We start from the raw sequence: 17,743 nt of genomic DNA, 5'->3' as shown, positions 1-17,743 counted from the left end.
AGATGTTTTCTCTAATTATTCTTCTGATGTTACGATTGATGGAGCACTTGCAGAAGCAACCACTAATGTAATGTGGTTTGAGCGCTTCAAGATTCTGTACCCACGACCTTGTGGAGCTGGACGCAAACGCTTCAAAGAGCTACCGCCATCTACCGTAACGGTTTTAACGTATAAGTCAGCATCTTCCAACTTAACGTCTTCGTGCTTGTTTTGCCAGTTAGCAATTGCTGAGAGTAACAATTTCTCAACAAATCTAGCACCAACTTTAGGCTCATATTTCAAGATACCTAAAGCCTTGTTAACTTTCTGACCTCTAATCATGTCTACCACGATTCTCATTTTCTGAGGTGAAGTCGGAACATTGTTTAATTTAGCTATTGCTTCCATTTCTATAATTTCGGATTTAGGTTCTGGGATTTTGGATTATCAGGATTGAATCTTACAATCCGCAATCCTCATTCCACTATCCCCTATTATCTTTTGCCTTTATCTTTTTTAGCGATGTGACCACGGAAATTGCGTGTTGGAGCAAATTCACCAAGTTTATGTCCTACCATGTTTTCTGTTACATATACTGGGATAAACTTGTTACCGTTGTGCACTGCGAAAGTGTGTCCAACGAAATCAGGAGAAATCATTGAACGTCTTGACCAAGTTTTGATAACTGACTTTTTACCTGACTCATTCATAGCAATTACTTTGTTGTCAAGGCGGTAGTCAATATAAGGTCCTTTTTTTAATGAACGTGCCATCTATGTATTATTTCTTTCTACTGATGATTAGACGATTTGAATGCTTTTTCTTGTCGCGAGTTTTCTTACCTTTCGCTAACAAGCCGTTACGTGAACGTGGGTGACCTCCTGAAGAGCGACCCTCACCACCACCCATTGGGTGATCAACTGGGTTCATTACTACACCACGAACTCTTGGACGGCGGCCTAACCAACGGTGACGACCAGCTTTACCCAAGTTTGTGTTCATGTGGTCAGCATTAGATACTGAACCAATTGTAGCCAAACAGTTAACTAACACCATACGCATTTCGCCTGAAGGCAACTTCAATGTAGCATATTTGCTATCACGAGCCAACAATTGAGCATAAGTACCTGCAGAACGAGCTAATTCAGCACCACCGCGAGGACGAAGCTCGATAGCGTGTACAATTGTACCTACTGGAATGCTTGACAATGGCATTGTGTTACCAACTTCAGGAGCTACTACTGTACCAGACATTACTGTCTGACCAACTTTCAAACCTGAAGGAGCAATGATGTATGATTTTTCACCATCTGTGTACTCGATCAATGCGATACGAGCTGTACGGTTTGGATCGTATTCAATTGTTAATACTGTTGCTTCTACGTCAAATTTATCACGATAGAAGTCAATCAAACGATAACGACGCTTGTGACCACCACCAATATAGCGCATTGCGCGGTGACCAAAGGCGTTACGACCACCTGTTTTCTTAATTGGAGCCAACAACGGTTTATACGGTTTCGAAGCTGTGATTTCTTCGAAAGTTGGAGCGATACGTTGACGTTGACCCGGAGACGTTGGTTTTAATTTTCTAACTGCCATTTCTCTAGTTTGTTCAAATTATCGGGGTGAACACCCATAAATTGTTTGAAAGCTTTCGCTTTCTCACTGGTCTTAGATACCTTCGTAGAAATCGATTACTTCGCCTTTAGCTACTGTAATAACTGCTTTCTTGAAAGTAGAAGTATAACCAGTTGTGATTTTAGATTTTGTACTTCTTGATTTTTTCTTACCAAATTGACGAAGTGTATTTACAGATTCTACGTCAACTCCGTACATTTTCTTGATTTCTTTCGCAATTTCAATCTTGTTTGATTTTACTGCTACTTCGAAAACGTACTGACCGCCTTTCTGCAACTCCTGAGTTTTTTCAGTAAGAATTGGTCTTTTGATGATGCTCATTTCTTTATGACGTTAATTGTCACCAGCTTAAATACTGATAACTATTTGCTGAAAGATGATTCGATTTTTGCAACAGCATCTTCTAAGATAACAAGACGAGTTGCATTTACTAAGTCATACGTGTTTACTTGCGCTGCTGAAATAACTTTAGTTTTTGGCAAGTTACGACCCGACAAGTAGATGTTTTGGTTATCTTCTGGCAAAATCACCAAAGTCTTAGTATCTGTCAATGCCAATGCATTCAAGATAGCCAAGAAGCCTTTAGTTTTTGGAGTTTCCAAAGAGAAGTTCTCTAATACAGAAACCTCACCTGCTTGTGCTTTTGCAGCAAATGCAGACTGACGAGCCAAAGTTTTAACCTTTTTATTCAATTTGAAAGAGTAGTCACGTGGAACTGGACCGAAAATACGACCACCACCTTTGAACAATGGTGACTTCATTGAACCTGCACGAGCACCACCTGTACCTTTTTGACGCTTCAACTTACGAGTTGAACGAGCAACTTCAGCTCTTTCTTTTGCTTTGTGCGTTCCTTGACGCTGGTTAGCCAAGAATTGCTTTACATCTAACCAAACAACGTGCTCGTTTGGCTCGATACCAAAGATTTCATCAGAAAGTACTACTTTCTTACCTGAATCTTTGCCTTGTATATTTAATACTGATAATTCCATTTTTCAATTTGAAAATTTGTGAATTTGAAAATTTGAAAATCTTTATTCTTGATGGCCGAACCTACAATTGTGTGAAAGGCTAGCATCCTTTCAAATCTTCAAATTGATTATTTTTCAAGAATAACATAAGAGTTTTTCGCTCCTGGTACTGAACCTGACACTACGATAAGGTTTTTCTCAGCATAAACTTTCAATACTTGTAAGTTTTGAACTTTTACGCGGTTACCACCTGTACGACCTGCCATGCGAAGACCTTTGAATACGCGAGATGGGAATGAACATGCACCAATTGAACCTGGGTGACGTCCGCGGTTGTGTTGACCGTGTGTTTGACCACCTACACCACCAAATCCGTGGCGCTTAACAACACCTTGGAAACCTTTACCTTTTGAAGTACCGATTGCGTCAACGAAATCGCCTTCTACAAAAAGCTCAGTTGTGATAACTGCACCTAATTCAAGTGATTGTTCGAAAGACTTGAACTCAACCAATTTCTTCTTTGGAGTAGTTCCAGCTTTTTTGAAGTGACCTAATAATGGTCTAGAAGTGTGCTTCTCTTTCTTCTCGCCGTAGCCTAATTGAATAGCGCTATAGCCTTCTTTTTCTACTGTTTTTACTTGCGTTACAACACAAGGGCCGGCTTCGATTAGCGTACAAGGAACAGCAGTGCCATCCGCGTTGTAGAGGCTAGTCATACCGATTTTTTTTCCGATAATTCCAGACATTTTATTATTGAATAAAACGTTAAAAAATAAAATAAAAAACTTATTTACAACGAGTTACGTTTTTGAGCTATTGGCTCGACGCAAAACGGACTGCAAAGGTCGGGATTTTATTTGGCACTAACAAAAAAGTACACAAAAAAATCTCAAAACTATTTGAGTGACAGAAAATTGAGAAAAAAAGCGACAAGAAAAGTGCGGACGAGGCTATGCTCGTGAGACGAGTCCTGTGTAGCTTAATACTCAACTTTGCAAACTGGGCATTCAGTAAAGCAAGCCAGTATCAGTTCTGACACTAATCAACCACTGTAGTTCTTTGCGGGCTGCGTGGTTGTACTTTCCAAAGAAGTTTGCCGTTTGATTCGTATTCTCTAATTTCTTACTGAGTTCTGCCAACCCTTTGTAAGACACAGCGAATCGTGGCGCCCTAATTGGACTGCAAAATTAGAGAATAGTTTTTGAAATACAATGAGTTACACTAAAAAAAAAATATTTTTTTTAGTTTTTTCTTACCCATAAAAAAAAGGAGGAAATGCCTATGCATATTCCTCCTTTTGACCTACTTATCTCCGTTGTATAAATCGACTATAAATTGCCTTTTTTCAATTCTTTTACTGCAAAGTCTGCTGCTCTCGCCGATAATGCCATATACGTAAGCGATGGATTCACATTAGATGATGACGTCATGCAAGCGCCATCGGTTACAAAGACGTTTGAACATCCCCAAACTTGATTATGTGAGTTCAATACTGATGTTTTGGGGTCGCGCCCCATCCGTGCAGTACCCATCTCATGAATACTCAAACCAAAGCCTGGTTCATAATCATACGTTTCTATATGTTTAAAACCTGAAGCTTCGAGCATTTCGGCCGCATCATTTTTCATATCGATTCGCATTTTACGTTCGTTCTCGCCAAATGCTGCTGACATAACCATTTGTGGCTGTCCCCACTTATCTTTTTGGTCTTTGCTCAATCTGACATGATTTTTATAATCTGGCAATGTTTCTGCAAATCCCATAATATCTAAATTCCACTCTCCGAGTGGCTGTGTAATTTGTGTTTTAAAATCAGCGCCAAACTCTTCTTGCGACTCTCCTCTATCTTTTGAGCTACCTCCCTCGTAACCAAATCCACGCAAATAATCACGTTTATCGCTTCCAATATTCCGATAACGAGGAATGTAAATCGCATTGGGACGTCGCCCTAGGTAATACTTATCATTATAACCATCATGCTTTCCTCGTGCACCAATCCCAAAATGATGATCCATCAAATAATGTCCCAGCGCACCACTATCATTACCTAATCCATTCGGGAAGCGATTGGAAGTTGAATTCATCAAAATATAGGTTGAACCTAAGGCTGAAGCATTCAGAAAAATCACCTTTGCATAAAACTCCGTCCATTCATGGGTATTTTCATCAATAACTCTTACACCAGTTGCTTTCCCTTTTTTCTCATCGTATATAATTGAGTTGACAATTGAGTGTGGACGAATAGTAAGATTACCCGTTTTGCGTGCTGCAGGAAAAGTGGCAGACTGCGAACTAAAATAGGCACCAAACGGACATCCTCGCATACACATATCTCGAAGTTGGCACTTAGCACGCCCCAATGCCAATTGTTCAGGTGTTGGCTGAGTAAGGTTTGCTGTACGTGAGTGAATCACATGACGATTAGGAAATTTTGTTTTGAGCTCTTTCCCGAAATGCTCTTCAACACAAGTCATGGGAATGGGTGGCTGGTAAACACCATCAGGCAAATGAGGAATACCATCACGATTGCCTGCAATACCTGCAAACTTTTCGGCATGGGCATACCAAGGAGCAAGGTCTTTGTAACGAATAGGCCAATCCACTCCTATGCCTTCTTTGGCATTAGCCTCCAAGTCCATATCGCTCAAGCGCAGAGAAACTCTCCCCCAAGTAATAGACTTTCCTCCAACCTGCCAACTTCGAATCCAATCAAAGCGTTTTTCTTCGACATAAGGAAAATCTATGTCCTTGGCAAAATGATGTTTGGTTGATTCGGTAATCGTAAATCCTGTACGTTGATGAATAGGATAATTCTTCATTTCCTCAAGCGGCACTTGTCCCCCATGTGGAAACTCCCAAGGGTTCATCAATGCTGTATGATAGTCTTTTACGTGTTCAATCATACGACCACGTTCGAGCACCAAAACTTTTAGTCCTCTTTCGGTAAGTTCTTTGGCTGACCATCCGCCACTTACGCCCGAGCCCACCACAATGGCATCGTAAGTATTCTTTTCTTTATTTGGTAAAATATACATAAGTCTTTGAAAATTGGGACTTGAATAACTCGTTTCAAAAATCTCAAGTTACTCCTTTTTTTCTACAACTCAATCCAGAGTTGACTGGCATTTGTTTTATTTTTTATCAATAAAATCAAATATGTTTTTCTATTATCCATAGCTGATTTGATAGAAGATTAAATGTATTTATTTCATATCGTAAATATTTAGAGCTTCAAAGAATAGTTATCCTTCATAAACCAATGGTCTTCTTTATCTTTGTAAAATATTAATACCTTGATTTATGAAAATAACCATTATTACTGTCTCTTTTAATAGTGAAGCAACTATCAAACAAACCATTGATAGCGTTTTGGCACAAGACTATCCCAATGTTGAATATATCGTTGTGGATGGGGCATCAAAAGATGGGACAGTGGATATATTAAAATCGTATGGCGACCGCATTAAGTACATTTCAGAAAAAGATAAAGGAATCTATGATGCGCTAAACAAAGGACTAAAGCTGGCTACTGGCGATGTTGTTGGCACAATTGGTTCAGATGATTTTTTACCTAATTCCAGCATATTGGGTCATGTAGCAGAGGCCTTTATCCAAACGGGAAAAGATGTTATTTACGGAGATTTACAATACATTAATCCTGATAACGAAGAAAAAATTGTTAGGTATTGGAGTTCGGGAGAATATAAGATTGAAAATTGGCTGAAAGGTTGGATGCCACCACATCTTTCATGCTATATCAAAAGAGAGGCTTTTGTGAAATACGGTAACTATATCACGGACTTCACTTGCTCTGGAGATTATGAGCTTATGCTTCGCATGATGTACAAACATAAGCTATCTGCGGGTTACCTTCCTAAGGTATTGATGACGATGAGAAATGGTGGTACTAGCACTGCATCGTGGAAACACCGCTACCGTGCCAATATGGAAGACCGTCGTGCTTGGGAGCTCAATCAATTGCAACCAAAATGGTATACTCTTTGGATGAAACCTCTTTCGAAGATTAGTCAGTTATTTACTTAATTTTAAAATGTTTGGCAATCAGCCAGAATATGTGATTGCCAAACATCTTTGATTATACATCCGCGATTTTAAAGGGCTTGATTTCTACTTTTTCCCAAACCTTCATTGTTATGTAAGGGTCGTTGTTATACCAATTATACAAAGCCTCTTCTGTTTCGAATTGTACTAACATCGTCGAGCCAATCATATTGCCTGCTTCGTTGAGAATAGCCCCTCCAACAATAAAATTACCATTAGCTTTGAGTTGCTTTACCACAACTAGATGATGTGGACGGGCGGCCATTCTACGTTCAAGGGCTTGTTCGTCGGTGCCATCATAGGCATAAATTACATACTGTTGCATTTTACAAATGAGTTGTTTATCAATGGTTAATTATTCTTTTACTTAGTAGAATACTTCCTTTAAAAAGATTTATTCCTTTCTCTGGCAGATAATATTCTACAATGTCTTAAATACTTCTTCCAAATACTTATATTTAAAAATCGAAACTTAAATTGACGATTACGCTAATAACCTATCAATAAGCATTGATACTTATTCAAAGTTAATCTCTTCTAACAAGATTTTACTTTATGAAACCCAATATGATTGCATTTGTGAGACGCTTTGTAGATTTTACTGATGAAGAAATCGCAGCCGCTCATAGCCTCTTTGAAGAAAAGTTTATTAAAAAAGGAGAATATCTCATCAAGTCTGGTGAATATAATACCGCTATTGGTTTTATCAACAAGGGCTTAATGAGAACTTTTTTTGTGCAAAATAACCAAGAAACCACTTTTCAATTAGCCTTAGAAAACCAGTTTGTAACCAGTATGACTTGCTATGTACTCAATCAGCCGAGCAATGATTACATTCAGGCTATAGAGGATACTGATATTTGTGTTATCTCGAAAGAAACTCTTGAAAAGTTATGTAGCCAATATCATAACTGGGATAAATTTGGAAGACTGACTTACGAGCAGGTGGCCCTCGAGCAAGAAATTAGATTGCGTTCGTTTATATCAGAAACAGCACAAGAGCGTTACGAAAAGATTCTCAAATTCCAACCTGAGCTAATCAATCGAGTGCCACAAGTATATCTTTCTAATTTTTTAGGCATTACACCTCAATCATTGAGTCGATTACGAAGAAATATAAGGGGGTAAAGAAAAAGCTCGGTTAATTATAACCGAGCTTTTTTTATCTTTTCAGAGAATGAGAAAGTGTTTCAACCAACTCACCTCTTGCTAACTTTTCGGCTTTTTCGAAGCTTCTTAATGCTTTCTGAAAAGTTTCGTCAGTAGTGCTCATTACTTGATAATATTCATTATTCAAGCCGTTATTGATTGTTTTCTTTGACCAAACATTCCTAGCGATATAGGCCTTTATTTGAGCTTTTATATAAGGAAGTGAACGTTGATATTCCTTTTCATTATGTTTTACCTTTGTTTGCTTTGCCAAATCCTTAAGAGTAGCTAACATCTCCTCAGAAACCACAAATTGTTTGTTAAAATCTTTAAATGACTGTTTGCTAAGTTCATTTTGATGGCTATTGGCATAGTCTAGGGCTATTTCACGAATGATATTTTTACCCCATAGGTCTGAAATATATTTTGTGTAATAGGTTGTATCACGACCTACGAATACATCTGGCGTAATACCGCCACCTCCATATACAATTCTACCACCTGTGGTACGATATTTTAGCTTCTCGTTAAATTTGATACTATCCGAATTAAATAACTCTCCTCGTTTAATACGGTCGTCATAATCTTTATCGTATTCCTCTTCATGTCCTAATAAATACGGTTTCTGAATGCTTCGTCCGCTTGGAGTGTAATATCTAGAAATCGTTAATCGTAGTTCAGAGCCATCTGATAAACTCACTGGCATTTGGACTAATCCTTTACCAAAGGAACGACGCCCAACAATCAAGGCACGGTCGTTGTCTTGTAAAGCCCCAGCCACGATTTCCGATGCCGAAGCACTATTTTCATCAATGAGTACCATGACAGCACCTTTCTCAAAGATACCATCAAACTTCGTCATGGTTTTGGAATCATACTGTGTTCCTTTACCATCGGTGTACACAATCATTTTGTCACCACCCAGTAGTTCATCAACTATTTTTTCAGCTCTATCTTTATATCCACCAGGATTTCCACGCAAATCTAACATAAGACGCTTGGCACCTTGGTTTTTAAGTATGGTCAAAATATTGCGAAACTCTTGATAAGTAGACTCCATGAATCTATCTATCTTAATATATGCCGTTTGATTATCGACCATGTATCCTGCACTTACCGAAAAAGTAGGAATTCTATCACGTGTAACCGTATAAGTATGTGGAGATGACTCTCCATGACGCAAAATTTCTACTTTTACTTCCGTACCTCTTTTTCCTCGAAGTTTATTGAAAATAACATTTGAGTTGACCTTGGGACCCACTAAAGACGCTCCGTCGGCTGCCACGAGCATATCACCACTGCGAATACCCACTAGCTCAGCAGGGCCACCCGGCATGGCACTCATTACATACACCGTATCATTGAAAAGATTGTACTCGATACCAATACCATCAAATCCAGACTCTAATTGCGTACGAGCCATAGCAGCCTCTTCTGTTCCAAAATAGGCTGTGTGTGGATCTAGTTTTTCGAGCATTTTTTTGATAGAAAAATCTACCAATGTATCGGTATTGACAGAGTCAACATAACTCGTTTCGACAAGTGAAAGGATTTCTCTGAATTTGTTTACTCCACGAGAAATATTACTCATTTTGGATTGTCCTCCAAAAAAGTTAGCTCCAATAAGCATTCCTCCTACGACCGAAATAGCCACAATAATGGGAAGTTTGACGACAAGTGAACTATTAACTGGCTGCTTATCCTTCATCATGCTAATTTAATTAATCTTCATACTTTCAAATCTATATAAAGTTACAAAAAACTACTACCTGACCAATCATTTTGACGTAACTTTGTTAAAACTAACTTAAAATCAATGGGACGTGTACTTGCAGTAGATTATGGAACCAAGCGTGTCGGGCTAGCTGTGACTGACCCGCTCAAAATTATTGCATCGGCTTTGGATACAGTGCATTCAAAAGATGTCATTCAATATTTGATAGATTATTCAAAGAAAGAGGAAGTTGAATGCTTTGTGGTAGGAATGCCAGTGCATTTGGACGGCTCAGACACCAACAATACGGTACATGTAAAGACTTTTGTGAAACATCTACAAAAGGCTTTTCCTGAAAAGCCAATTCATTTACACGATGAGCGTTTTACGTCACGAATGGCTTTACAGTCTATGATACTTGGAGGCGCTTCTAAAAAAGACAGAAGTCAGAAAGGAAATATAGATAAGGTATCTGCCACCATTATTTTGCAATCCTTTATGGAGAAAATGTCGTTTGGTGGTCTATAAAATTTAGTGAATTGAGATTAAGTGAATGAGTAATTATTGTACCACACATTTCACCAGTCGCAACGCAATGCTTTGCGTCTGAAGATGTATCATTAATCAAAAAAGCGGTCGAAAATTGTTTTTCGACCGCTTTTTTGATGCTTGGAGAATAATCCTAATTTGAACATTAGGAATAACTCCTGCTTACTTATTTCTGAACCACTTTTGCAAATCTGTGGTAGAAAGGAGTTTTACTATTAGAATCTTTTGGCATGTATTTACCTGTAATAATTGGCACATACATTACACGACGACGAGAAGCCTCACCAAAGTTTGGAGATACTTCTACGCGATGCCATAAACGACCATCGTGTACAGTTAAGTCTCCAGCATTGATATCAAAACCTACTTCACGAGCATCTGGTGTATGATCGATAAATTGTTTTTTACCAAACAACAACTTCAACACACTTTGGTTTTGCGTACCAGGCAACACTCTCAATCCTCCATTTGACATTGGGCAGTCATCCAAGTGAATCCCTACGTTGAGCATAGGAAGGATTTTCTGTCCCAAGAACAAATCACGAGGGCTGTCTGTATGCCATCCCATCTGAGAGAACTTCGAGTTTTGAGCGTTGATATAATGGTTAAATACAAGACCATCTTTTTCATTCTCACTGATACGTCCATCGTAAGGTGCTAACAATTCGATCAGCAATTGCAAACGAGGATCTTTAACTAATTCGCCCAATACTTTACTGTACTTGTTAGTAAAGCACATACGCTGAATCATCTTGTCCCCATTTTCATTCTTCCCGAACTTCAGCGGAATACCATTGATTTTTTCAACACCTTCATCAAGCCATTGCTTTTCGATTTTTTGCAACTCGCTGATGAAAAGTTTTATTGTATCTTGATTTATGAAGTTTTTGAACTGAATAATTCCATATTTGCGGAAATACTCCTTTTGTTCATCGGTTAACTTCTCACCGAGGGTGAAGGTTTTATTCTCAAACTTTACCATTTCTAAAATTGTACAAAATAAAGTTTAACGTTTTGATCTCATGGTTAGCGTGTGCGGTTGGGCAGAACTACAAACGCAATTTTTTAAGTGGTTATTTTAGCGTAAATGTATTTGCTAAAACATTGCAAATTAAAAGAATGTAATGAAACTTTAAACGTTTTGTAATATTTTTATTATTATAGCCAGAAAAAATTACATTAATTTAGAGAAATATCTAATTCGCTAGTAACTATCTCTGTACTTGGTGGATTAGTAAAACAAATATAAGTTATATTATCAAATAAAAATATCAAAGGTATTAAGAATGGTAACTATACTGGATTATTGGATTTAAGTAATTTTTTAGGCATTACTATTCCAAATTGATAGACTTATTCTTAAAAACGTTTCAATGCCATTTCAGATACAGTTTGCCCAATCGATAAGGACGAGGTTGCAGCTGGCGATGGAGCATTTAAGATATTGATCACTTTTGTATCTTCGATAATCGAGAAATCATCAAGTAGACCTCCTTCGCGATCACAAGCTTGTGCTCTAACTCCTGCACCACCTTCAATCAAATCACTTTCTTGAATATCTGGAATAAGCTCTTGGAGTGCTTTGGTAAAGGCTGCTTTTGAGAAACTACGGTACATTTCGCCCAAACCTGTCTCCCAATATTTCATTGCTACCTTCTGGAAGCCTGGCCAAGTAAGCGTTTCATAAAGTTCTTTCGCATTAATATCCATTTTCTTATATCCTTCACGACGGAATGCTAATACAGCATTTGGACCAGCCTCGATACCACCACGCATCATACGAGTAAAGTGAACGCCCAAGAAAGGGAAATTAGGATCTGGTACTGGATAGATGAGGTTTTTTACCAAATAGTGTTTTTCAGGACGAATCTTGTAATACTCACCACGGAATGGAATAATACGAACGTTGATGGGATTTTCTTGTGACATTTGAGCTACTTTGTCAGAATACAAACCACCACAATTTATCACCAATTTGGTCTCGTAAGTATTTCGTTCGGTTTTAACGATAGACAAAGAATGTCCTTTTGTTATTCCGATTACCTTTTCTCCAAAATTCAACTCTGCGCCATAACTACGAAGTTTTTCTGCATATTTTTCACTTACCACCTTATAGTCTACAATACCCGTTTGAGGTACCCACATACCTTCTACACTCGTTACATAAGGTTCGTATTCTTTTACTTCTTGTGCCGAAATCTTACGTAGCCCTTCCAAGCCGTTTTGCTGACCACGCACATAAAGGTTATTCAATAATGGTCGTTGCTCCTCATTCGTTGCTACTACCACCTTGCCTGTAATCTCGAATGGTATTTCTTCTTTTTCACAAAAATCAATCAGCATATTATAGCCACGAATACAATTAGTAGCCTTTAGTGACCCTGGTTTATAATACAAACCTGAGTGAATTACACCCGAGTTGTTACCTGTTTGATGTTTGGCTACTTCGGTCTCTTTTTCTAATACCAACACTTTCAAATCAGGTCGTTGTTCTTTTATTTTGAGTGCCGTTGCCAAACCAACGATTCCGCCACCAATTACTATAATATCTTGTTGCATTGTCAATATCTTATGATTTTTTTTAACAGACCACAAAGATACAAAAAGACCCGTAAGGTTTTTATTCTTACGGGCTTATATCATACGCATTCGAGCGATATATCTTAAATTTTCAGCTTCAATTTACTTGAACTGGATTCGATTTCTAACTCATCACTCGTTAGAGTCTCTATAGCATACGTAATCGGTGAGCCAACGCCAATTTGAGTACTAATGGCATTTCCATCCGAACTAAGCTCCCATTTTCCTTGAAGAGAGGTATTAGCAGACGACAACACGAAGGTACCATCAGACTTAAAGGTATAAGTAAACTTTGCATAGTCGGAAGAAAGCCCTATACCATCTTTTACAGAATAATTTGTAAAAGTAGAGCCATCGGGATTTTTGGTCACGTACAAATAAAACTTCCAAGTTTTATCTACTAATAGCTTCTTTCTTGCGTTTATTAACTGAAGCGAAGCTATCATTTCGGCATTGGGACTGATTGCTTCGTCACAACTCTGCGCCGATAGCATTCCTAAGAATATTGATAGTGATAAATATAGCTTTTTCATCCTATGTTCTCTCAAAAGATTGAAATAGTTAAACTAGTTTGCAAATAGAAAACGTAAAATAAGCATTTTGAAATATATTTTTCATTAAAATTGCCCAACTTCTATTAAACATTATTTTAAATCATGAAAAACACACTCCTCAAAATCTCCCTTATGGGTTTGTTCTGCCTTATTTCAACGTTCATTTTTTCGCAAGGAATGAAAGAACCTGCCAAAAAATATCAAGTTAAAATAAGGGTATATGACAAAGAAACCCAAGAGGAACTCACTGGTGCATATCTTAAATTGATTAACTTAACCAAAAACAAATTAGTAGATTCGACAGTCGTGCTCGATGGATATGCCACCTTTACGCTCGAAAGAGGTTTTGATTATGATATTGTTGGACAGCGAACTAGGTATTTAACCAAAAGAGCTAATTTCAACGCAGCTTGTTATTTACAAGACCCTCAAAAAGTATTTTGTATTGCAGGTATTGAAATTGAAAATATGTCGAGAATGGGTGGTGGAACAGACCTCATCGAAGGAGCGATCGGAATGAAGCGTATCAAATTGAACGATATATTCAAAGTCGAAAACATTCTTTACGACTTTAACAAGGCAAATATCAGACCTGATGCTGCAAAAGAATTAGATAAGTTGATCCAATTATTAACTGATAATGCTGGGATAAGTGTGGAACTTGGCTCACACACCGACAGTCGAGCTGGTGCTGATTATAATTTAAGTCTTTCACAAAAAAGAGCCGAAGCTGCTGTCGAATATATTGTAAATCATGGAAAAATAGCGAAGACTCGTATTTCTGCAAAAGGGTATGGTGAAAGCCAATTAATCAACAAATGTGCTGATGGGATAACTTGTAGTGAAGTAGAACACGCAGCGAATCGTCGCACAGAGATTAAAATTACTGGATATGCCGTTAATGGTGTTCCTATTGATATCAAGTAGGAGCATTCTTTAGTAGCAGGATTGCAGAGGATGTTGATTCGCTTCAAAAGAAAGCACCGTAAGTGCGACCTTACCCAACATTGTGGGGTTATTGTCACACCTACGGTGCTTTATACTATATAAAACTACGGCTTAAGCATATTTAATGCTTAATACTTTTAGCTCTTCAATATTAGAGTGTACGTTTTACTTCTTTCATTTCGTAACATTCAATGATATCACCTTCTTGAATATCGTTGAAGTTTTTGATAGAAAGACCACATTCGTATCCAAATTTCACTTCAGCTACATCATCTTTGAAACGTTTCAAAGCAGAGATTTCACCTTCATGAACTACAACGAAGTCACGTACTACGCGGATTTTGTTATTACGTTTAACGTTACCGTCCAATACGTAACATCCTGCCACAGTACCAACTTTAGAGATTTTGAATACATCACGAACCTCGATATTAGCAGTAACTGATTCTTCGAACGTAGGAGCCAATAAACCTTCCATTGCATCACGAATTTCATCGATTGCTTGGTAGATTACTGAGTAAGTACGGATTTCGATTTGTTCAGTTTCAGCTAAGCGACGAGCGTTTGTACTTGGACGTACTTGGAATGCCACGATAACGGCATCGGCAGCAGAAGCCAACAATACGTCTGACTCGGATACTTGACCAACACCTTTGTGGATAATACGTACTTGTACTTCTTCTGTCGAAAGCTTCAATAATGAATCTGATAACGCTTCTACTGAACCGTCCACGTCACCTTTAACAATAACGTTAAGTTCTTTAAATGTACCGATTGCTTTACGACGACCGATTTCTTCGAGTGTAATGTGCTTACGAGTACGCAATGATTGTTCGCGGATAATTTGCTCACGTTTGTTTGCAATTTCACGTGCATCACGCTCATTTTCCATTACGTTCAACTTATCACCAGCAGCTGGGGCACCACTCAAGCCTAGTACTTGTACTGGAGTAGCTGGACCAGCTTCTTTCAATTTCTTACCACGATAGTCAAACATTGCTTTTACACGACCGTAGTGTGCACCAGCCAACATCATATCACCAACACGAAGCGTACCTGCTTGAACCAAGATATTGGCTACATAACCACGACCTTTGTCCAACGAAGCTTCGACAACCGTACCAACGGCACGTTTGTTTGGATTGGCTTTCAATTCTAGTAATTCTGCTTCTAATAATACTTTTTCAAGTAATTCGTTGACACCCATACCTGATTTAGAAGAGATTTCTTGAGATTGGTATTTACCACCCCATTCTTCCACCAAGATATTACGGGCAGCTAATTGCTCACGAACTCTATCAGTATTGGCACCAGGCTTATCCACTTTAGAGAATGCAAATACAATTGGTACACCTGCTACCATTGCGTGGTTGATAGCTTCTTCCGTTTGAGGCATTACAGCATCATCGGCAGCAATCACAATAATAGCAACGTCGGTTACTTTAGCACCACGAGCACGCATCGCTGTAAAGGCTTCGTGACCAGGAGTATCTAAGAATGTAATACGACGACCATCTTCTTGTTTTACAGAGTAAGCACCAATGTGCTGAGTAATACCACCTGCTTCACCAGCGGCAACTTTAGCACGACGAATGTAGTCAAGCAAGGAAGTTTTACCGTGGTCAACGTGACCCATAATCGTTACGATTGGAGCACGCATTTCTAAAGTTTCAGGAGCATCTGCTTCTTCTTGAAGAGCAGCTTCAACTTCTTCTTCTGCTGATACAAATTGTACTTCAAAATCAAACTCTTCAGCAATAATCGCAATAATATCTGCTTCAAGGCGCTGGTTGATTGAAACGAACATACCTAAACTCATACAAGTAGAGATTACTTCGTTTACAGAAACATCCATTAATGACGCTAACTCGCTAGCAGAAATAAATTCAGTAACTTTAAGGATTTTTGCTTCTTCCTCTTCACGCATTTGGCGTTTTTCTTCACGCTCGGCACGAACTTTACGTTTTTCACGGCGTTCTTTTGCACCAAAGTTTGCTTTTGAGGTTTGTCCTTGAAGACGAGCCATTGTCGCTTTGATTTGTTCCTGAATTTGTTTGTCAGAAACTTCCTCTTTTTCGTCCTTTTTAGGCTTCTTCTTGTTGTTATTATTGTTACTGTTGTTGTTATTATTATTGTTATTGTGGTTATGGTTGTTATTTCCACCTCCAGAATTTGGTCCTTGAGGTTTTTTGTTACCATCTCCAGGTTTGTTAGGTTCGTCTTTCTTAGGACGAGGTGCACCTTTTTCGTTACGGATTTCTGCTTCAGTAACCTTTTCAGCAGGCTTAATACGTTTACGTTTCTTCTTGTTTTTGTTATTAGAAGAACGAGGCTGTTCTACTGGTAATTCAATTTTACCTAATACAGTTAAGCCTTTTAAGGTTTCTCCTTTAGCTTCGATAAGCTCGATATTTCTATCTGTAGGAACCTCATCATAACGCTTTGGCTGTGGCTTAGGCTGTTGTGGCTGTTGCACAGGATTTTGCAGTTTGTTTTGATTTGACTGATTATTGTTAGGCTTTTGGCCTTGATGATTCTGTTGGTTGTTGCGCTGTTGATTCGCTTGCTGATTATGTTGTTGCGGGCGATTGCCTTGATGCCCTTGAGCATGAGGTTGTGCCTTTACTTCAGCAGCAGTAGGCGTTTCTGTTTTAGCTACAGGTTGTGGCTGTGGCTCTGGCTGTTTTTTCTCTTCTACCACTGGAGCAGGTTCAGCTTTAACTGTTGGTTTTTCTTCTGCAATTACTTTTTTACTTTCAACAACTACCTCCTCTTTAGGAGTATTCTCATTCTGTGTCGGCGCTACTGTTACTGGTAACTCAGCTTTAGGTTCAGCAGTAATCGGAGTTGGTGCTACTGGAGCTGGCGTTTCTGTAGGAGTCGCTGTTGCTTGTGGTGCTTCAGGCGCTTTGGTTTCGACTACAGGCGTTTCAACAATGACACTTTCAACTTTAGGCTCTGGCTTGGGTTCAACAGGTGGTGTTACTGGCTTTGGTGGCACAGGATTTCCTTTTCCGTCTAATTCAATTTTTCCTAATACTTTGAAAGTTACCTCTGCACGAGCCGAGATTTTCTCTGGCTCTGTAGAAGTTACTACCTCTTTGGGTTTATCTTCTGCTTTTCCTGCATCACTTGCTCCTTCACGGAAGTACAGAGGCATACCATCATCCTGTTTTTTAGGACTTGGTGCTGGTGCTTCCTCTACTGCTTTTGGTACAACTGGTGCTGCTGGTTGCATACCTTCGAGTAAGCTATCATTGCGATATTCTTTCGCCAATAATTTTAGCTGCTCAAAATTCAACTTGGTGTTGGGGTTGTTATCAACCTTATGACCTTTGGCAGAGAGATACTGAACAATGGTTGAGATACCCACGTTAATCTGCTTTGCCACAAGGCTCAAACGCATCATTTTATCTTCTGCCATACTTTTGCTTATCTCCTTTTCTATAATACTAATTGATTAATGTTATGAATGTTTCTGTTTTGTCTGCATTTTCATCAAATAGAAGCCTATTTGAGAAAACCTGTTGACCGGACTGAATGATAGAATAGTTTTGAATTGAGTAAATGATATGCTCAAGCCTAAGCTCGAAATT

General features: G+C 38.6%; 17 protein-coding genes. 4 read left to right on the top strand and 13 right to left on the bottom strand.

Annotated features, from left to right (window positions below):
* Window positions 1-15 precede the first annotated feature (15 nt).
* The 7 genes from rplV to GVN22_RS03570 form a co-directional block, all read right to left on the bottom strand.
* Window positions 16-387 carry a 50S ribosomal protein L22 gene (gene rplV / locus GVN22_RS03600; protein ID WP_095160750.1) on the bottom strand — a complete coding sequence of 124 codons (372 nt, stop codon included), beginning with the start codon at window positions 385-387 and terminating at the stop codon, window positions 16-18.
* Window positions 388-473: 86 nt separating this feature from the next.
* Window positions 474-752, bottom strand: a complete 279-nt coding sequence (gene rpsS / locus GVN22_RS03595) for a 30S ribosomal protein S19 (protein WP_095160751.1) — start codon at window positions 750-752, stop codon at window positions 474-476.
* 7 nt (window positions 753-759) lie between these two features.
* Window positions 760-1,581: a 50S ribosomal protein L2 gene (gene rplB, locus GVN22_RS03590; RefSeq protein WP_166549700.1), complete on the bottom strand. Its 822-nt coding sequence runs from the start codon at window positions 1,579-1,581 to the stop codon at window positions 760-762.
* A 72-nt stretch (window positions 1,582-1,653) separates the two neighbouring features.
* Window positions 1,654-1,941 carry a 50S ribosomal protein L23 gene (gene rplW, locus GVN22_RS03585; RefSeq protein WP_095160753.1) on the bottom strand — a complete coding sequence of 96 codons (288 nt, stop codon included), beginning with the start codon at window positions 1,939-1,941 and terminating at the stop codon, window positions 1,654-1,656.
* A 41-nt stretch (window positions 1,942-1,982) separates the two neighbouring features.
* Window positions 1,983-2,612 (bottom strand): 50S ribosomal protein L4, encoded by a 630-nt coding sequence (gene rplD / locus GVN22_RS03580; RefSeq protein ID WP_166549699.1) that lies wholly within the window; start codon window positions 2,610-2,612, stop codon window positions 1,983-1,985.
* Window positions 2,613-2,719: 107 nt separating this feature from the next.
* Entirely contained in the window at window positions 2,720-3,337 is a 618-nt protein-coding gene (gene rplC / locus GVN22_RS03575; protein WP_166549698.1) for a 50S ribosomal protein L3, read from the bottom strand.
* A gap of 582 nt (window positions 3,338-3,919) precedes the next feature.
* The gene (locus GVN22_RS03570; RefSeq protein ID WP_166549697.1) at window positions 3,920-5,626 is read right to left on the bottom strand and encodes a GMC oxidoreductase; all 1,707 of its coding nucleotides are present in this window, start codon (window positions 5,624-5,626) and stop codon (window positions 3,920-3,922) included.
* A gap of 265 nt (window positions 5,627-5,891) precedes the next feature.
* Between GVN22_RS03570 and GVN22_RS03565 the strand changes: the two genes are divergently transcribed.
* A complete protein-coding gene (locus GVN22_RS03565) occupies window positions 5,892-6,635 on the top strand; it encodes a glycosyltransferase family 2 protein (protein ID WP_166549696.1) in 744 nt (247 codons plus the stop codon).
* A gap of 52 nt (window positions 6,636-6,687) precedes the next feature.
* On the opposite strand, the gene GVN22_RS03560 is transcribed toward GVN22_RS03565, so the two are convergent.
* Window positions 6,688-6,978: a YciI family protein gene (locus tag GVN22_RS03560; protein ID WP_166549695.1), complete on the bottom strand. Its 291-nt coding sequence runs from the start codon at window positions 6,976-6,978 to the stop codon at window positions 6,688-6,690.
* A 230-nt stretch (window positions 6,979-7,208) separates the two neighbouring features.
* Here GVN22_RS03560 and GVN22_RS03555 point away from each other — a divergent pair, with 230 nt between their 5' ends.
* On the top strand, window positions 7,209-7,781 hold the full coding sequence (locus GVN22_RS03555; RefSeq protein ID WP_166549694.1) for a Crp/Fnr family transcriptional regulator: 573 nt from the start codon (window positions 7,209-7,211) through the stop codon (window positions 7,779-7,781).
* Window positions 7,782-7,815: 34 nt separating this feature from the next.
* Here GVN22_RS03555 and GVN22_RS03550 read toward each other — a convergent pair whose 3' ends face one another.
* Window positions 7,816-9,513 carry a S41 family peptidase gene (locus tag GVN22_RS03550; protein ID WP_205690775.1) on the bottom strand — a complete coding sequence of 566 codons (1,698 nt, stop codon included), beginning with the start codon at window positions 9,511-9,513 and terminating at the stop codon, window positions 7,816-7,818.
* A 105-nt stretch (window positions 9,514-9,618) separates the two neighbouring features.
* Here GVN22_RS03550 and ruvX point away from each other — a divergent pair, with 105 nt between their 5' ends.
* Window positions 9,619-10,044 (top strand): Holliday junction resolvase RuvX, encoded by a 426-nt coding sequence (gene ruvX, locus GVN22_RS03545; protein ID WP_166549693.1) that lies wholly within the window; start codon window positions 9,619-9,621, stop codon window positions 10,042-10,044.
* 187 nt (window positions 10,045-10,231) lie between these two features.
* Here ruvX and GVN22_RS03540 read toward each other — a convergent pair whose 3' ends face one another.
* The 3 genes from GVN22_RS03540 to GVN22_RS03530 form a co-directional block, all read right to left on the bottom strand.
* A complete protein-coding gene (locus GVN22_RS03540; RefSeq protein ID WP_166549692.1) occupies window positions 10,232-11,047 on the bottom strand; it encodes a phytanoyl-CoA dioxygenase family protein in 816 nt (271 codons plus the stop codon).
* 377 nt (window positions 11,048-11,424) lie between these two features.
* Entirely contained in the window at window positions 11,425-12,624 is a 1,200-nt protein-coding gene (gene lhgO, locus GVN22_RS03535; protein ID WP_166549691.1) for an L-2-hydroxyglutarate oxidase, read from the bottom strand.
* Window positions 12,625-12,728: 104 nt separating this feature from the next.
* Window positions 12,729-13,178, bottom strand: coding sequence for a lipocalin family protein (locus tag GVN22_RS03530; protein WP_166549690.1), 450 nt, complete (start codon window positions 13,176-13,178; stop codon window positions 12,729-12,731).
* A 123-nt stretch (window positions 13,179-13,301) separates the two neighbouring features.
* Between GVN22_RS03530 and GVN22_RS03525 the strand changes: the two genes are divergently transcribed.
* On the top strand, window positions 13,302-14,126 hold the full coding sequence (locus tag GVN22_RS03525; RefSeq protein ID WP_166549689.1) for an OmpA family protein: 825 nt from the start codon (window positions 13,302-13,304) through the stop codon (window positions 14,124-14,126).
* Between the two features lie 172 nt (window positions 14,127-14,298).
* Here GVN22_RS03525 and infB read toward each other — a convergent pair whose 3' ends face one another.
* The gene (gene infB, locus GVN22_RS03520) at window positions 14,299-17,571 is read right to left on the bottom strand and encodes a translation initiation factor IF-2 (protein ID WP_166549688.1); all 3,273 of its coding nucleotides are present in this window, start codon (window positions 17,569-17,571) and stop codon (window positions 14,299-14,301) included.
* Between the last annotated feature and the right edge of the window lie 172 nt (window positions 17,572-17,743).

It is taken from the genome of Cellulophaga sp. BC115SP, from assembly GCF_009905545.1.
GTDB lineage: Bacteria > Bacteroidota > Bacteroidia > Cytophagales > Spirosomataceae > Flectobacillus > Flectobacillus rivi.
Note: the sequence above shows the minus strand (reverse complement) of the source record. Positions and strands in the feature narration are given on the sequence as shown.

What these genes read in the sequence shown, in the direction of transcription:
- rplV (WP_095160750.1), bottom strand. Translation starts at nt 387, where the DNA reads ATGGAAGCAATAGCTAAATTAAACAATGTTCCGACTTCACCTCAGAAA.
- rpsS (WP_095160751.1), bottom strand. Translation starts at nt 752, where the DNA reads ATGGCACGTTCATTAAAAAAAGGACCTTATATTGACTACCGCCTTGAC.
- rplB (WP_166549700.1), bottom strand. Translation starts at nt 1,581, where the DNA reads ATGGCAGTTAGAAAATTAAAACCAACGTCTCCGGGTCAACGTCAACGT.
- rplW (WP_095160753.1), bottom strand. Translation starts at nt 1,941, where the DNA reads ATGAGCATCATCAAAAGACCAATTCTTACTGAAAAAACTCAGGAGTTG.
- rplD (WP_166549699.1), bottom strand. Translation starts at nt 2,612, where the DNA reads ATGGAATTATCAGTATTAAATATACAAGGCAAAGATTCAGGTAAGAAA.
- rplC (WP_166549698.1), bottom strand. Translation starts at nt 3,337, where the DNA reads ATGTCTGGAATTATCGGAAAAAAAATCGGTATGACTAGCCTCTACAAC.
- GVN22_RS03570 (WP_166549697.1), bottom strand. Translation starts at nt 5,626, where the DNA reads ATGTATATTTTACCAAATAAAGAAAAGAATACTTACGATGCCATTGTG.
- GVN22_RS03565 (WP_166549696.1), top strand. Translation starts at nt 5,892, where the DNA reads ATGAAAATAACCATTATTACTGTCTCTTTTAATAGTGAAGCAACTATC.
- GVN22_RS03560 (WP_166549695.1), bottom strand. Translation starts at nt 6,978, where the DNA reads ATGCAACAGTATGTAATTTATGCCTATGATGGCACCGACGAACAAGCC.
- GVN22_RS03555 (WP_166549694.1), top strand. Translation starts at nt 7,209, where the DNA reads ATGAAACCCAATATGATTGCATTTGTGAGACGCTTTGTAGATTTTACT.
- GVN22_RS03550 (WP_205690775.1), bottom strand. Translation starts at nt 9,513, where the DNA reads ATGATGAAGGATAAGCAGCCAGTTAATAGTTCACTTGTCGTCAAACTT.
- ruvX (WP_166549693.1), top strand. Translation starts at nt 9,619, where the DNA reads ATGGGACGTGTACTTGCAGTAGATTATGGAACCAAGCGTGTCGGGCTA.
- GVN22_RS03540 (WP_166549692.1), bottom strand. Translation starts at nt 11,047, where the DNA reads ATGGTAAAGTTTGAGAATAAAACCTTCACCCTCGGTGAGAAGTTAACC.
- lhgO (WP_166549691.1), bottom strand. Translation starts at nt 12,624, where the DNA reads ATGCAACAAGATATTATAGTAATTGGTGGCGGAATCGTTGGTTTGGCA.
- GVN22_RS03530 (WP_166549690.1), bottom strand. Translation starts at nt 13,178, where the DNA reads ATGAAAAAGCTATATTTATCACTATCAATATTCTTAGGAATGCTATCG.
- GVN22_RS03525 (WP_166549689.1), top strand. Translation starts at nt 13,302, where the DNA reads ATGAAAAACACACTCCTCAAAATCTCCCTTATGGGTTTGTTCTGCCTT.
- infB (WP_166549688.1), bottom strand. Translation starts at nt 17,571, where the DNA reads ATGGCAGAAGATAAAATGATGCGTTTGAGCCTTGTGGCAAAGCAGATT.